The organism is Mycobacterium sp. Soil_C_30 (assembly GCF_057656995.1).
The window spans coordinates 105,822-120,362 of the sequence record NZ_JBDGJH010000015.1 but is presented as its reverse complement, the minus strand read 5'-3'; the positions used below and the strand labels follow the sequence as shown (position 1 = coordinate 120,362).

Genomic DNA, 14,541 nt, shown 5'->3' with positions numbered 1-14,541 from the left:
GTTACCAGCGCGCCCAAATCACACCTTGCCGCCGGTCAGCGAAAGCAGTTGGCGGGCCCGGGCTTTGGCCAGCTCGCAGTAACCCCGGGCGGCGGCCCGGGCGGCGGTGGCATCGTTGTTCTCCAGCGCCACCAGCAGGTCCCGCTGTACCGTCAGAAAGGCCGCCGACGACTGCGCGGTGATACCGAAGCTGCGGGTCATCACATTCTTGATACTCAGCGACGAGAACGCGGCGGTCAGCAGTTGATTTCCGGACAACGCCACAATCGCCTCGTGGAACGCGTAATTGGCGTCCAGGTAGGCGTGGAAATCCACAAAATGATCGCCGACCAGGCACCGCGACATCGTCTCCAGATGCGTGCGGGCGGTGGCCAGCAGTTGCGGGTCGACACGGCCGATCACGCAGTCGATCACGCCCAGCTCGATGGCCAGCCGTGCCTCGAAGGTCTGATCAGAGGTGCGCACGTCGAAAGCGGCGATCACATAACCGCGTTCGGGGTCGCGCAACACCAACCCGTCGGAAGCCAGGCGGGTCAACGCGTAGAACGCCCGCGCCCGGTCGCCGTCCAGCCGCTCGGCCAGATGATCGACGGTGATCACCTCACCGGGACCGAAGACCCGGGACAGCACCATGTCACGCGCCTGCTGATAGGCGCCGTCATTGCGTTCGAACTCGAATCGGCCGAAGCCACCACGGAAATACGTCAGCGGCGAGCCTTCCCGCGCGGTCGCGGCAACCACATGGCCGAGGTAGATGGTGTGTGTGCCGCCGATGACCTGTTCGGTGACCTCGCATTCCAGTGAGGCGATGGCCTCGGCGAGCATCGGCACACCGGCGCCGCCCCGGTCGATCGCCACGCCGGCGAATTTGTCCGGCCGCGGCGAGGCGAACTGGTAGGCGATGTCCCCGTGAGCCTGACCCAGGACGTTGACGGTGTAGCGGCCACTGCGCGAGATCGCCTCCGACGTGGGCACTGCGTTGTTGACACAGGCGAGCATCATCGGCGGATCGGTCGACAGGGATGTCACCGAGCTCGCCGTCATCCCGTGATCGCGTCCGTCGACCCGCGTGGTCAGCACCGTCACACCACTGGCCAGGTGACCGACGACATGACGGAAGAGATCGGCGTCCACCGCCGGCCCCGTGGTCACGTACTCCTGTGTCATGCGTATGTCTCCCGTCAGCCCTGAAGAGCTCAGCCCCGAAGGTGATGCCGAGCTGATTTCATCTAAGGTCCGCGCCGCCCGGGAATCACTCACGGAGTTCGTGAATCTGCCCCTCCGCCACTGGCGTCTAGAGACACGCACCCTCGGCCAATGACGCAATGCGGCAGTTGCACCCCGGAACTTCACGGGAGCAGACACTGTCTGGCCGCGGCCGAAGCCCTTGACTGAGGGCGTGATCAACGTAGCTGTGGTGGGCCTGGGATGGTGGGGCGGCAAGATCGTGCGCGACCTCGCCAACAGCGATCAGGTTCAGGTGATAGCCGGTGTCGACCTCGATCCAGCCGCGCGCGAGGCGGTACGGCCGTGGGTGCGCGACGTGTACGCCGAGTACACCGAGGCGTTGGAGGTCGACGATCTCGACGCCGTGATCCTGTGTACCCCACACAAATTCCACACCGAGCAGATCGTCGACGCCGCCGCGCACGGCAAACATGTGTTCTGCGAGAAGCCGCTGAGCGTCTCCGGCGACGAGGCGCAGCGCGCCGTCGATGCCATGACCACCGCGGGCCTCACATTGGGCATCGGTCACGAACGCCGCTTCGAGCCGGCGGTGCAGAACCTGCGGCGTGCGATCGCCGACGGCGAGCTGGGTACCCCGTTGGTGTTCGAGGGCAACTTCAGCCAAGACAAGTTCCTCGACCTCGCGCCCGACAACTGGCGCCTGTCCGCCGTCGAGGCGCCGGTGGGGCCGCTCTCGGCCACCGGTATCCATCTGGTGGACCTGGCGATCAGCATCTTCGGCAGGCCCACGCAGGTGTGGGCGCGACTGTCGACGCAGGCGACGACGTTCGCCAACGGCGACACCCTGACCATCACCCTGGCTTTCGAGAAGGGGCAGACGGCCCTGATCACCGCCATCTTGACGACGCCGTTCGTCGGCCGGGTGACGGTGCTCGGCTCGCAGGGCTGGGCGGAGATCCGCGACCGTAACCATCCCGAGGAGCCCCGGGGCTGGGACGTCACGCGGCAGATCCGCGGCCAGGAGGCGGAGTCGGAGTTCTTCCCGCCGCACGCGTCGGTGCGCGAGAACATCGAGACCTTCGCCCGAGCCGTCGCCGGTGAGGTCGAGTACCCGGTCCCGATGGAGGAGATGGTGGTCAATGCGCGCACCTTCGAGGCCATCACCCGATCTGCGCTCAGCGGCGCGACCGAAAGTGTGTGACGGGGCCCACCCTCACGGTATATCTGTGACTAGGATCGCTCTACAATCGATTGCAAAGCTGGACAGGGGTGCCCTTTGACGACCACCGTCGACCGAACCCAGGATGTGCCCGCAGGTGAGGCCGTCATGCCCACGCCGTTGCAATTGTGGCGCGACAACCGGCCGCTGCCGGAGTGGGTGCGGTCTCTGGCGCGGGATTTCGACGCCGACAGTCTGGTCGAGGGCATCATCGGTCGCTGCGTCGCGATCGCGTTCCCCACCCACGCTCACGACGACGACTTCCGTGCCGCGCTGACCGCGAGCACCCGCGCCAACGCCCGGGCACTGCGCTCGGTGGTGGCCGGGGAGATCGCCCTGGAGGATGTGTACCTCACCGAGGTGCTGTCCTTCGCCAAAGTGCAAGCCCAGCTGCGCATTCCGCAGAAATCGATGCAACGGTCCTACCGCATCAGCTTTTTCACGATGTGGGAAGCGTGGAGCTCGCACCTGCGTGACATCATCGTGGCGCGCGATGTCGACCGCGACGAGGCGACGCTGGCCCAGCAGTTGCTCACCCAGACCATTCTCGCCTACCAGGACTTCGTGGCATCGCAGGTCGCCGAGACCTACACCCGGGATTACGAGGCGCTCAACCGGTCTCGGGCGCACATGCGACGCAGCCTGGTCAAGGACATCCTGCGTGGCGAGGGGGAGGCGCTCTCGGGATCGGATGCCGCGATCCTGGCCTACGAGCTCGGCGGCCGGCACATCGCCGTCCTGTTGCCCACCGTGGCCGAGGGTGCGGCCACCCAGCTGGCCGTCGGCATGCGCACGGCGGTCAGCTGCCAGTCGTCGCTGGTGTATCCCCTGAGCCTGAATTCCACGGTGGTCTGGCTGGGCCGCATCGGGGAGTGGAAGCGCGCGATGTTCGAATCGCTGGACCAGGTGCTCAGCGAGGCGGGCGTGCCCGCGTCCATCAGTGGTGCACATGCCGGCATCGACGGGTTCCGGGTCACTCTCGACGAGGCGACGGATGCCGAGAGGATCCGCGCCGCCTCGGATCGGCCCGGTGCGCCGTCGGTGGTCCACCACAACGACGTCGGCCTGGAGATCCTGTTGATGCGCGACCCGCGGCTGGCCCGCCAGTTCGTCGAACGTGAGCTGGGCCCGCTGGCCCTGGACACGGTCGACGCCGCGCGGTTACGCGAAACACTGGAAGCTTCTTTCCGTTTCGGCTCCCACGTGGCAGCTGCCGAGCATCTGCAACTGCACGAGCACACGGTGCGTAACCGGCTGCACAAGGCCGAGGAACTGCTGGGTCACCCGATGGGGGAGCGGCGCACCGAGCTGCAGGTGGCTGCCCGGTTGATGCGCCTGCTCCCGCCATCGGAAGACAGCTAGGCGGGAACCGCGCTGCGCAGCACCGCCGCAAACCGGTCCGGGAACTCCACGGCGCAGGCGTGCTTGCCCGGCAGCCAGTACACCGGCCCGGCACCTGTGGTCTGGGCCAGCCATGCGGCGGCCTGCCGGAACGGCGGAGTGTCGTCCTCACCGCACACCACCACCGTCGGCGGCAGCGCACCCGTCAGCCGGTCGCGCAGGTCCGTCTCTGCCAACAGATCGCAGGAACGGGCGTAGCCTTCCGGGTCAGTCGAGCGGAAAGTGCTGCACGCCTGCAATACTCGCGGGTCACCGGCGTCCGCCAGCTCAGGGGTGAACCACATCGCCACCATCGGATCCACCAGCGCCGCCATGCCGTCGGTGCGTGCGGTGTGTGCGCGGTCGCGCCACATCTGTTGCATCGCCTCGGGATAGACGGGGACGGTGTCCACCAGATACGCCGAGGCGACGAGCTCGGGGCGGGTGGCCGCCAGCTGCTGGGCCACCAGCCCACCGAGTGAGATCCCGACCAGGTGCACCGGCGTGCTCAACAGGGCGATCTGGTCGGCCACCACCTCCGAATAGGCGTCGATCCCGGTTCCCGGCGGCAGCGCGGGTGCGCTGCCGTGGCCGGGCAGGTCCAGTGCCACCGAGGGGTGTGGTCCCAGCGCGGCGCGTACCGGATCCCAGAACCGGTGGTCGGACCCGAGGGCGTGTAAGAGTACGAACGGGACAGATGTGGTGCTCATGCGTGACTCCTCGTGTGCGGTAGGCGTTCGTATTCCGGGGGTACCGGTGTGTGCGCGGCATTCATGGTCATCGCCAGCGTCGTGTAGTAACCGGCGACGGCGATGAGGTCGACGACACCGGATTCACCCACGTGATCGCGGGCCCGGTCGAAAACCGCATCGGAGACCCGGCGGGTGTCGAGCAGTTCCCGCACCAGCGTCCACACCGCGTGGACATCTGGAGGTCCGGTGACGGCGGCACCGCGGCTCACGGCCTCGACGACGGCGTCGTCGAGGCCGGCGCAGCGCGCGAGCGGCGCGTGGTAGCCCCATTCGAAATCCTGGTTCCAGTCGCGGGCCACCACCAGGATCACCAACTCCCGCAGGTGCAGGGGAACCGTGGAGTCGAAGCGCAGATAGGCCCCCACCTGTTGCAGTCGGGTCATCAGTTCCGGGCTGCGCAGCAGTGGCAGGAACGGGCCGAACAGTGAACCGCGCGGCCCGGCGGTGATGGCCTCGACGGCGGTCTGCTGCTCGGCCGTCAACGCGTCCGGAAGCGGCAACCGATCAGCCTGCATTGACAAGCGGCATCACCTTCTCGGCCATGAGCTCCATCGACCGCCGCGCCAATCCCGGGTCCACCCAGTCCAGCCCCGCGTACACCAATTCACCGAAATCGCCGGTGTGAGAACGGAACTCGAGCAACTGCTCGGCCACCGAGTCGGGAGTGCCGGTGATCACCAACTGGTCGAGCACGTGATCGACGGTGATCTCGTCGTCGGGCTGGTCGCGGCGCGACTTGAACAGCTCGAGTCGGCCGATCTTGCGCATCTTGAACAGCATCTTCTCGTAGTAGTACCGGTAGGGGCTGCGCGGGTCGAGCCGGCCGTAGTCCTCGGCGACCTTGGCGTCGTCGGCGACGAACACGGTGCGGGCCACCCGCCAGTCGGCGACATCGGCCGCCTCGCCCGCCGACTCCTTGCCTTGCACGTAATTCGGCCAGTGTGTGGCAACCCATTGCGGCAGAAGGAAGTTCGCGGACAACGGATGAAAGTTCCTGGCACCCATGGCGATGACACCCTTGGAGAACGGCGCGACCACGGTACCGACGATCTCCGGGCGCGGTTGCTGCAGGGGCTTGGGCAGTATGCCGACACCCATCTGGTCGTTGAACGTCTTCTCGGTGGTGACCGGCCAGCGCCCACCCGGTTTCACCAGCTTGTACGGGGGTTCGCTCTCCCAGATGGCGGTGATGATGTCGATGGACTCGGCGAACATCTCGTTGCGGTCCTCGTCGAGGATGCCCAGCACCTCGGCGTCCGAGGGCAGCGCGCCGGGGCTGACGCCGAGGATGAACCGGCCGTCGGCCAGATGGTCGAACATGGCCGAGTTGGCGGCCACCAGCACCGGATGCTGCTGGGAGAGGTTGGTGGTGCCGGTACCCAGCTTGATCTGCTGGGTGTCACTGATCAGCGTCGCCAGGAACACCAGGCTGTTGGTGATGTTCTCGTGCCGATCGGTCAGGTGTTCGCCGATGAAGGCGTCGTGAAAACCGAGCCGGTCGGCCAGGATCACCGCCTCCCGGTCCTCGCGCAGGGTCTCAGACCACTTGCGGCCGGCGGGATGTAGTGGCATCGAGAAGTAACCGAGTCGCATGGGTCCTCCAGATCGCGACGGACAGGTGGTTCCAGTAGACGGCGCGGGCCCGGCCCAGATCAGTGGCGTGAAACGCGATATCCCGTCTGCCGGGATCACGCGAAACGTCAACGCGCCGGCGCCCACCCGGGGGACGTCACAGGCCGCGACAACGAGTTGACGAGAAATTCACGTGCGACGACATATGCCCTGGCGCGGGCTGGCACTGTACTGAGTGGCACATGTCACAGTCTGCATTCGCCAAAGACGGTGGATGTGCACTTAAGGAGGAGCGCCCGTGACCGTTTTGAAGAAACTCCGCGTCGCCGCGGCCGCCACCATGGCACTGACGCTTGTCGTCGGCTGCGGTGGCGGTGGCTCCGAGAGCGCATCAGGCGGTGACGGAAAGGTCATCCGTTTCGCGTTCGCACCGGATCCGGTCTGGGATCTGCTCTCCGACTCCGGTGAGTTGGCCAAGTGGCAGGACGAGAACGACATCACCATCGAGACCAGCACCACCTGGGACGAATTCACCTACTTCGCCGGCGGCCATGGCGACATCGTGTCGATGTCCACCCAGGAGACCCCGGTCCTGGAGATGCAGACGGGCATCAAGACGGTGACGTTCGGCAAGTACAACTACCAGCGGGTGCCGTTGCTCAAGCGCGCGGGCGATCCGTACGAGACGCTCGAGGACATCCCCAAGGGCAGCAAGATCTGCGTCTCCGGCCCGACGTCGAACACTGCGTTCTGGACCGTGCTCGCCAAGGAGATGCACGACCTCGACTACCGCGTCGGCGGCGGCGACTTCCAGCTGATCGTCAACGACCACTTCGTCAACCCGACCAACCTGCTGCGCGGCGACTGCGAGGCCGCCGCCGTGATTCCCGAGGCGGCCGTACCCCAGCTGCGCAAGGGCGAGCTGGAGATCATGTACGGCGGCCAGCTGCCGTTCCAGCTCTACAAGGAATTCGCTCCCGACAGCGACGACAAGCTTCATGTGGTCGGCAACAACTTCACCGCCACCGAGGAGTGGTACAACGCCAATCCCGATCTCGCGGAGAAGTTCCTCGAACTCTGGCAGCACGGTGTCGAGATGTTCCAGGAGCAGAAGGCCGATGTCATCCGTAAGTACCCGCAGCACTTCTCGGTCGAGTCCGAAGAGGACATCAACTACATGATCGAGTTCATGTCGGGGGACAACGACTGGTTCGTCGACAAGGTGGCGCTGGAGCCCGACTGGATCCCCGTCGAGACCGAGATCTGGAACCTGATGAAGAACCTCAACCCCGAGAACGCCAACTACCTGCCCGCCGACGCGCCCACCCCGCGCTTCGAGGCCGTCAAGACCCCCTGAGCCCGACACTCCCGACAACACGAGAGGCGACAGTGTCCACGACGTTGGAGTCACCACCCAAGACGCCTACGCGGACGAGCGAAGAGGACATCGTTCGCGCGGCGAAACGCAAAGACAGATTGACGACATGGGGCTGGCGTCTGGCCGGTTACGTGTTCTTCCTGGGGATCTGGGAACTGGCCTCCGGGAACCTGATGGACGAGCGGCTGCTTCCCGGCCCGTCGACGGTCTTCGAGACCTTCGGCAGATTGTGGGCCTCGGGTGAAGTGCCCGGTGCCTTCGCCACCACCTTGACCCGCATCGGTATCGGTTTCTTCCTGGCGTTCATCGTCGGTATCGGTATCGGCATCCTGATGCAGAACCGTTTCCTCAACGGGTTCTTCCGTGACGCGGTGACCATCGGTGTGACGACCCCGGGCCTGATCTGGGCGCTCATCACCGCGATCATCTTCGGCAACCGCACTGCCGGCCCCATCATCGCGATCGTGCTGACCACCTTCGCCATCATCACCGTCAACATCTCCGAGGGCATCAAGTCGATACCCAAGGACCTCAATGACATGGCGAAGTCGTTCGACGTCGGGGTGGTGAAACGTAACCGGCACATCGTCATTCCGCACCTGGCGCCGTTCACCTTCACCGCCGTGCGGTTCGGCTTCTCGATCGCGTGGAAGGTGACCGTGCTGACCGAGGTGTTCTCGGCGTCGCAGGGCATCGGCTTCGAAATGCGCACCGCCACGCAGCTTTTCCGGCTCGATGAGTTCCTGACCTGGATTCTCGCCTTCTACTTCGTCGCGCTGTTCCTCGACAAGGTGGTCCTCGAGTCGATCGAACGACGGTTCTTCTCCTGGAGAGGTGAACTCAAGTCATGAGTGTCCTGAACGAAACCCGCGCATCCAGGCACATCGGCCCGCCGCCACCGTCGCCGCTGACCACGCTGTGGCGCAAGCTGACCCGCAGCTCGATGACCGGCCGCATCCTGTTCCCTCTGGTCTGCCTGGTCTTCTGGGTTCTGGCCATCAAGCTCGTCACCACCATCTGGCCGTTCTCCGTCGACGTCCTGCCCACCCCCGGCCAGGTCTTCGGTTTCATGGCCGACGAGATCCGCGGTGACACCCTGGCACCGCACAACATGTACGTGACGTTCGGTATCTCGTTGCAGCGCTTGGCTATCGGCATGGTGATCGCGTTGATCATCGGCACCGTCATCGGTATCGCGATGGGCCTGTCCAAGGCCGTCGACGCCTTCTTCAACGACTGGGTGGTGGCCATCCTGGCGATGCCGAACCTGGCCTGGGCACTGTTCTGCAGCCTGGCGTTCGGGTTCGGTGATCTCGGGCCGATCATCACCGTGGTGCTCACCGGTGTGCCGTTCGTGATCATCAACGTCCGCGAGGGCGTGCGGAACACACCGACGGACCTGTTCGACATGGCGCGGGCGTTCGACGTGCCACGCAAACGGGTCATCCGTCAGGTACTCATCCCGTCACTGATGCCGTTCCTGTTCGCTGCTGCCCGCTATTGCTTCGCGCTGGGCTGGAAGGGATTGGTGGTCGCCGAGGTGTTCGGCGGCCAGGACGGCGCCGGCTGGACCATCAAGTTCTGGTACGACGCCCACCGGGCCTACGGCGTGATCGGCTACGCCCTGCTGTTCGTCGTCTTCGCGCTGATCTTCGAGAAGTTCATGTTCGACCAGCTGTCCAAGCGACTGTTCAAGTGGCGGCCCGCCGTCGACATCGAAGTGGTCGAAGAGCGCTTCGACGGGCCGTCGAAGGCCGCGGTCAAGGCTGCGGAGTCCGCGGGAACCACCACCGGCGCAGCGCTGGGCAGCATCACCCTGGCCACCGAAGGTCCGAAAGCGCTGCCCGACGAGACCGACCCCGACACCCCCGACACCCGAAGGAAAATCTGATGGCCGAGATCATCGTTTCTGACCTGCACAAGGAGTTCGGCCTCGGTGCCGACAAGGTCATCGCCCTGGAGAACGTCAACCTGGAGATCAGCGGCCATACGTTCGTCTCCATCGTCGGCGCCTCCGGCTGCGGCAAGTCCACGCTGCTGAACATCCTCAGCAAGATCGACGTCCCCACCAGCGGCCGGGTGACCATCACCCAGGACGGTAAACCCGCCCGCGCCGGCTACGTGTTCCAGGCGGCCCGGCTCCTGCCGTGGCGGTCGGTGATGGACAACATGCTGTTCGTCCAGAAGGACAGGTCGGAGGCCACCCGCAAGCGCTGCCAGCACTACCTGGAGATGGTGCAGCTGGGCGACAAGGGCGACAAGTATCCCGGTGAGCTGTCCGGCGGTATGCAGCAGCGTGTCGGCATCGCCCGGGCCTTCGCCACCGAGCCCGACGTGCTGTTCATGGACGAGCCGTTCAGCCATCTCGACGCCATCACCTCGCGCACGCTGCGCTCCGAGCTGCACACCATCTGGGCCTCGACCGGCAAGACGGTGGTGTTCGTGACGCACGATGTCGGTGAGGCCGTCGAGCTGTCCGACCGGATCCTGGTGTTCGCCAAGGGCGGCCGGCTCGCGGACGACATCAGACTGACGCTGCCGTTCCCCCGCGACGTTGCCGACGCCGACGTCGCCGTCAAGAAGGCCGAGGTGTTCAAGACCTTCGAGGACATCGGGGCCCTGGCCGTCTCCTAGAGATTGACCTTGAAGGGAGATCCCCAGACAGGCCGAGCGCGCGCGTTTGTACGGTGACACTCCGTGTCAGACGTACAAACCCGCGCGCTCGGCCTTGGGTGTGTGTCCTCAATCCGGTCGGCGGGGGCTGCAGAGTGACACACCGGAGCTACTGATGTTTGATTGGTGAGAGCGCAAACAAAGCTGCGCCATCGCACCGATGAGTTGGAGGCCTGGCTGTTGCCCGTCACCGAAGCCACGAGGATGTTCGCGTGAGCAGTGGTAACGGTCAGCCGGTCGACGGTTTCGTCCCGGTCGGCACCCCGATCGACCTGGACAACTGCGCTCGCGAGCCCATTCACATCCCGGGCAGCATCCAGCCGCGCGGTGTGCTGGCGGTGGTGCGTGAACCGGACTTCCACATCCGTCAGGTCAGCGCCAACGTGGAGGAACTGCTGGGCCGCCGGGTCGAGGATGTCCTGGGCCGGCATCTGTCCGCGCTGATCGGCGACGACCAGGCCGCCCTCATCGAGCAGGCGACCTCGACATTCAGCGACCTGCGGCCGCGCAATCCGCTCGATTGTGTCATCGACGTCCACGGCGAGCCGCGGCCGTTCGACGCGATCCTGCACCGCGAACCCGACGGCGTGCTGCTGGTCGAACTCGAAATCGCCTACGGTGAGCGGCCGTTCTCGTTCCCGAACACCTACCAGGCGGTGCGCAGCTCGGTGGAGGAGCTGAACCGGGCCGCCACCCTGACCGAGCTGTATGACACCACCGCCCGGGCGGTCCGCGACCTCACCGGTTTCGACCGGGTGATGGTCTACCGCTACGACGCCGACTACAACGGCGAGGTGGTCGCCGAGGACAAGAGGGAGGACCTCAACTCCTTCCTGGGCCTGCACTACCCGTCCACCGACATCCCGGCCCAGGCGCGCGCGTTGTACGAGAAGAACTGGATCCGGTTGATCTCGGATGTCGGCTACACACCGGCACCGCTGGTCTCAACCGTCGAGTTCGCCGACGGGGCGCCGCTGGACCTCACCTTTGCCACCCTGCGCAGCGTCTCACCCATCCACATCGAGTATCTGCAGAACATGGGCGTGCACGCGTCGATGTCGATCTCGCTGCTGCGTCACGGGCGGCTGTGGGGGCTCATCGCCTGTCATCACTACGCGGGCCCGCATCTTCCGCCGTTCGGTACCCGGGCGGCGGCCGAGTTCCTGGGTTCCACGCTGTCGCTGCGTCTTGTCGACCAATTCGAGGACGACCAGCTGCGCAACCGGCTGGCCGCCCAGGCTGTGTTGACCGAACTCACCGCCGCCACGCTGGATGACCGCCGCCCGCTCGCGCCTGCGCTCCTCGGAACCCCCGGGCTGCTGGATCTGGTGCCCGCCGACGGTGTGGTGGTCGATCTGCACGGGGGTCGCCAGACACGTGGGTCGGTGCCCTCGGACGAGGTGGTGGCCGCCGTCGCCGGGTGGGCGAGTGCGGCCGGCGACGAGATCGTGAGCACCGATCACCTGGCCGGCGTGCTGCCTGGGCTCGAGCTGGATCCTCAGGTGGCCGCCGGCGCGCTGGCGCTGAATCTTCCCGACGGCCAGTGCGTCGTCTGGTTCCGGCGTGAGGTGATCCGTTCGGTGGACTGGGGCGGCGACCCGTACAACAAGGCGATCGCCGTGCGCGAGGGCGACGAGGTGCGGCTCAGCCCGCGCAAGTCGTTCGACCGGTGGCGCGAGCTCGTACACCGCCGCAGTCAACCGTGGACACAGACCGAGACGGAGTCCGCTGAGGCGTTGCGCCGTCACCTGGTGGAGTCGCTGTATCACCGCACCCGGGCTGCGCTGCGTGTGGCCGAGCTGCTGCAGCGCAGCCTGATGCCCGATTCCATGCCCGCAGTGGACAATTGGAACCTGTCCGCCCACTACGAACCCGCCGCCGGCGATCGGGTGGGCGGCGACTGGTACGACGCGTTCGCGTTGCGCGACGGCCGGTTGATCGTGGTCGTCGGCGACGTGGCCGGCCATGGTGTCACCGTTGCGGGCACCATGGCCCAGTTGCGCAACGCGTTACGGGCGCAGTTGTTCGCCGGTGTCACGCCGGCCGAGGCGCTGACGCAGCTCAACGGCTTCTCGCTGCACATGTTGCCGCGCGCGTTCGCCACCGTGTTGGTGGCGAAGGTGGACCTGGACTCAGGCCGGGTGGAGGCAGCTTCCGCCGGACATCTCATGCCGTTTCTGACCAACTCGGTGCCGCGGGCCGTTCCGGCGCCCATTCAGCTGTCTCCGCCCATCGGTGTCGCCAAGGGCGCCAAATATGTTCCGAGCACGTTCACCGTCGACCCCGGGCACGGGTTGGTGCTGTACTCCGACGGTTTGGTCGAGCGGCGCGGGTCGGCCATCGACGACGGCCTCGATCGGCTGGCCGTCACCCTGGGCCGCGCCGGCGATGTACCGGCAGCGCACATCTGGTCGGCAATGGGGTTGGGGGATACCGACGACGACGTCACCATCGTGACATTGCGCCGGGATCACACCGCCTGATTGACCAGCGTGCCCAGCCCGTCGATGCTGACCTCCATCACGTCGCCGGGGACCAGGAACTTCGGGGGAGCAAAACCGAGTCCGACACCCACCGGAGTGCCCGTGGCGATCACGTCGCCGGGCTCCAGCAGCACCGCAGCGGAGATGGCCGCGATCAGCCGGGGGACGTCGAAGATGAGCTCTTTGATCGTGGTGTCCTGTCGCAGTTCACCGTTGACCCGCGTCTGCAGGCGCAGGGTGGTCACGTCGGCGATCTCGTCGGCGGTCACCAGTGCCGGCCCCATGGGACAGTAGGTGTGCGCGCTCTTGCCGATGAAGAACTGCACGTGTTTGCGCTGCAGCTCGCGGATGGTGACGTCGTTGACGATGGTGTAGCCGTACACATGCTCCCAGGCATCGGCCTCGCTGATCTGGAACCCGCCCGGCCCGATCACCACCGCCAATTCGCCTTCGTAGTCACTGGTTCCGGTGGGGTCGGCGCTGACGACGACGGGGGCGCCGGGGTCGGTCAGCGAGGACAGCGCCTTGGTGAAGATCACCGGCTCGTCGGGCACCACCTGCTTCTGCGATGCGTCGAAACCGCTGCCGGCGAACTCTTTTGCGTGCTCGTGATAGTTCTTCCCGACGCACATGATGTTGTTGCGCGGCCGGATCGGGGCGAGCAGGTGCACATCCTCCAGCGCGATGCGCGAGGAACCCAGTGCGGCGGCCCGTTGCAGTCCCTGCGCCCCCAGAGCCACGAACTCCACCATGGTGGTCGGCAACGTGTCATCGCCGGCCAGCGGGATCACCTCCGCACCGTCCAGGATGCCGATCCCGACGTCATCGGCATGACGAAAAGTAACCAGCTTCATGGGATCTCCTGTTCGGTGAACGGCGATTCGACGCCCAGCCGGCGGGCCAGCGTATCCAGATCGGTGGCCAGCTTGGCCGGCACGGGGACGCCCCGTTGCTCGTTGTCGCGCCGGGTCGCCGCAGCTCCGTCGCCGGGCAGCCGCACCGGCCCGCCGTCTCTGGTGCCGGAGTCCCGCAACGCCGACAGATGCTCGGTCAGCGCGGACAGCACATCGCCCTGCGGGCGGAACAGATCCGCGCGCAACACCATGATGGCCTGACCGGTGTTGGTGGGGGTGCCCAGCTCGCGGCGGTGATCGATCACCTCGGCGCCGAAGGCGGCGCCGTTGAGTACCCCGGCCAGCAGACCGAAGGCGATGGTCAAGCCGGCGCCCTTGTAACCGCCCATCGGCACCAGAAAACCCTCGTCGGCGCGGGCCGGGTCGGTGATCGGCTTACCCTCGGCGTCGACCACCCAGCCTTCGGGCATCGGAACACCCTGCTGCGCAGCCACTTTGATGCTGCCGTGCGACGCCGCGGTGGACGCGATGTCGAGGACGAAGGGATGGGTTTCGGTGGGGATCGCGATGGCGACCGGGTTGGTCCCCAGGACCGGGCTGGTGCCTCCCCACGGTGGCATGCCGTTGGAGTTCGCCACCGCCAGGTAGATCCCGATGAGACCGGAGTCGGCGGCCATCTCGGCATACAGTCCGGCGGCCCCGGCGTGGTTGGAGTGCACGGTGCCCACCCACGCCAGACCCGAGGCTTTCGCTTTGGTGATGGCGATGTCGGTGGCGTGGGTCATCACCACCTGACCGAGTCCGTTGTCCCCGTCGACCAGCGCCGACACCGGTGTTTCGTGCTGCGTCGTGATAGCCGGTGCCAGGTTGACACCACCGGCCTCGATCCGCGCGACGTACGGCGCCAGCCTGATCAGGCCATGGCCGGTGCGGCCCCGCAGATCGGCCTCGACCAGGCGCCGCGCGGTGATGTCCGCGTGTGCTGCCGACACCCCGCAGGATTGCAGCACCGCGGCCGCGAAGGCCGTCAATTCCTCTGGGC

Annotated in this window: 13 protein-coding genes; 7 read left to right on the top strand and 6 right to left on the bottom strand. The window is 66.3% G+C overall.

The window, feature by feature from the left end:
- Positions 1 to 18: 18 nt before the first annotated feature.
- Positions 19 to 1,167, bottom strand: coding sequence for a flavin reductase (locus AC3A6P_RS24620; RefSeq protein WP_487694524.1), 1,149 nt, complete (start codon positions 1,165 to 1,167; stop codon positions 19 to 21).
- A 232-nt stretch (positions 1,168 to 1,399) separates the two neighbouring features.
- On the opposite strand from AC3A6P_RS24620, the gene AC3A6P_RS24615 reads away from it, so the two are divergent.
- Positions 1,400 to 2,389: a Gfo/Idh/MocA family protein gene (locus AC3A6P_RS24615; RefSeq protein WP_487694523.1), complete on the top strand. Its 990-nt coding sequence runs from the start codon at positions 1,400 to 1,402 to the stop codon at positions 2,387 to 2,389.
- Positions 2,390 to 2,464: 75 nt separating this feature from the next.
- Positions 2,465 to 3,769: a PucR family transcriptional regulator gene (locus tag AC3A6P_RS24610; RefSeq protein WP_487694522.1), complete on the top strand. Its 1,305-nt coding sequence runs from the start codon at positions 2,465 to 2,467 to the stop codon at positions 3,767 to 3,769.
- On the opposite strand, the gene AC3A6P_RS24605 is transcribed toward AC3A6P_RS24610, so the two are convergent.
- The 3 genes from AC3A6P_RS24605 to AC3A6P_RS24595 are packed head-to-tail and all read right to left on the bottom strand — an operon-like array spanning position 3,766 to position 6,132.
- Positions 3,766 to 4,497, bottom strand: a complete 732-nt coding sequence (locus tag AC3A6P_RS24605) for an alpha/beta fold hydrolase (RefSeq protein ID WP_487694521.1) — start codon at positions 4,495 to 4,497, stop codon at positions 3,766 to 3,768. The two genes, AC3A6P_RS24610 and AC3A6P_RS24605, sit on opposite strands and share 4 nt — an antisense overlap.
- The gene (locus AC3A6P_RS24600; protein ID WP_487694520.1) at positions 4,494 to 5,054 is read right to left on the bottom strand and encodes a carboxymuconolactone decarboxylase family protein; all 561 of its coding nucleotides are present in this window, start codon (positions 5,052 to 5,054) and stop codon (positions 4,494 to 4,496) included. Before AC3A6P_RS24600 ends, AC3A6P_RS24605 begins: the two co-directional genes overlap by 4 nt.
- On the bottom strand, positions 5,044 to 6,132 hold the full coding sequence (locus AC3A6P_RS24595; protein ID WP_487694519.1) for an LLM class flavin-dependent oxidoreductase: 1,089 nt from the start codon (positions 6,130 to 6,132) through the stop codon (positions 5,044 to 5,046). Before AC3A6P_RS24595 ends, AC3A6P_RS24600 begins: the two co-directional genes overlap by 11 nt.
- Before the next feature lie 277 nt (positions 6,133 to 6,409).
- Between AC3A6P_RS24595 and AC3A6P_RS24590 the strand changes: the two genes are divergently transcribed.
- From AC3A6P_RS24590 to AC3A6P_RS24570, 5 genes are all read left to right on the top strand, one after another.
- Positions 6,410 to 7,468 carry a substrate-binding domain-containing protein gene (locus tag AC3A6P_RS24590; protein ID WP_487694518.1) on the top strand — a complete coding sequence of 353 codons (1,059 nt, stop codon included), beginning with the start codon at positions 6,410 to 6,412 and terminating at the stop codon, positions 7,466 to 7,468.
- Between the two features lie 32 nt (positions 7,469 to 7,500).
- Positions 7,501 to 8,340 carry an ABC transporter permease gene (locus AC3A6P_RS24585; protein WP_487694517.1) on the top strand — a complete coding sequence of 280 codons (840 nt, stop codon included), beginning with the start codon at positions 7,501 to 7,503 and terminating at the stop codon, positions 8,338 to 8,340.
- Positions 8,337 to 9,380 carry an ABC transporter permease gene (locus AC3A6P_RS24580; protein ID WP_487694515.1) on the top strand — a complete coding sequence of 348 codons (1,044 nt, stop codon included), beginning with the start codon at positions 8,337 to 8,339 and terminating at the stop codon, positions 9,378 to 9,380. The genes AC3A6P_RS24585 and AC3A6P_RS24580 overlap by 4 nt, the downstream gene beginning before the upstream one ends.
- Positions 9,380 to 10,123 (top strand): ABC transporter ATP-binding protein, encoded by a 744-nt coding sequence (locus tag AC3A6P_RS24575; protein ID WP_487694514.1) that lies wholly within the window; start codon positions 9,380 to 9,382, stop codon positions 10,121 to 10,123. Before AC3A6P_RS24580 ends, AC3A6P_RS24575 begins: the two co-directional genes overlap by 1 nt.
- 251 nt (positions 10,124 to 10,374) lie before the next feature.
- Positions 10,375 to 12,645: a SpoIIE family protein phosphatase gene (locus AC3A6P_RS24570; RefSeq protein WP_487694512.1), complete on the top strand. Its 2,271-nt coding sequence runs from the start codon at positions 10,375 to 10,377 to the stop codon at positions 12,643 to 12,645.
- Here AC3A6P_RS24570 and AC3A6P_RS24565 read toward each other — a convergent pair.
- Together AC3A6P_RS24565 and AC3A6P_RS24560 are read right to left on the bottom strand one after the other, a co-directional pair.
- Positions 12,633 to 13,499, bottom strand: a complete 867-nt coding sequence (locus AC3A6P_RS24565; RefSeq protein WP_487694511.1) for a fumarylacetoacetate hydrolase family protein — start codon at positions 13,497 to 13,499, stop codon at positions 12,633 to 12,635. The two genes, AC3A6P_RS24570 and AC3A6P_RS24565, sit on opposite strands and share 13 nt — an antisense overlap.
- Positions 13,496 to 14,530, bottom strand: coding sequence for an Ldh family oxidoreductase (locus AC3A6P_RS24560; protein ID WP_487694510.1), 1,035 nt, complete (start codon positions 14,528 to 14,530; stop codon positions 13,496 to 13,498). Before AC3A6P_RS24560 ends, AC3A6P_RS24565 begins: the two co-directional genes overlap by 4 nt.
- Positions 14,531 to 14,541 lie beyond the last annotated feature (11 nt).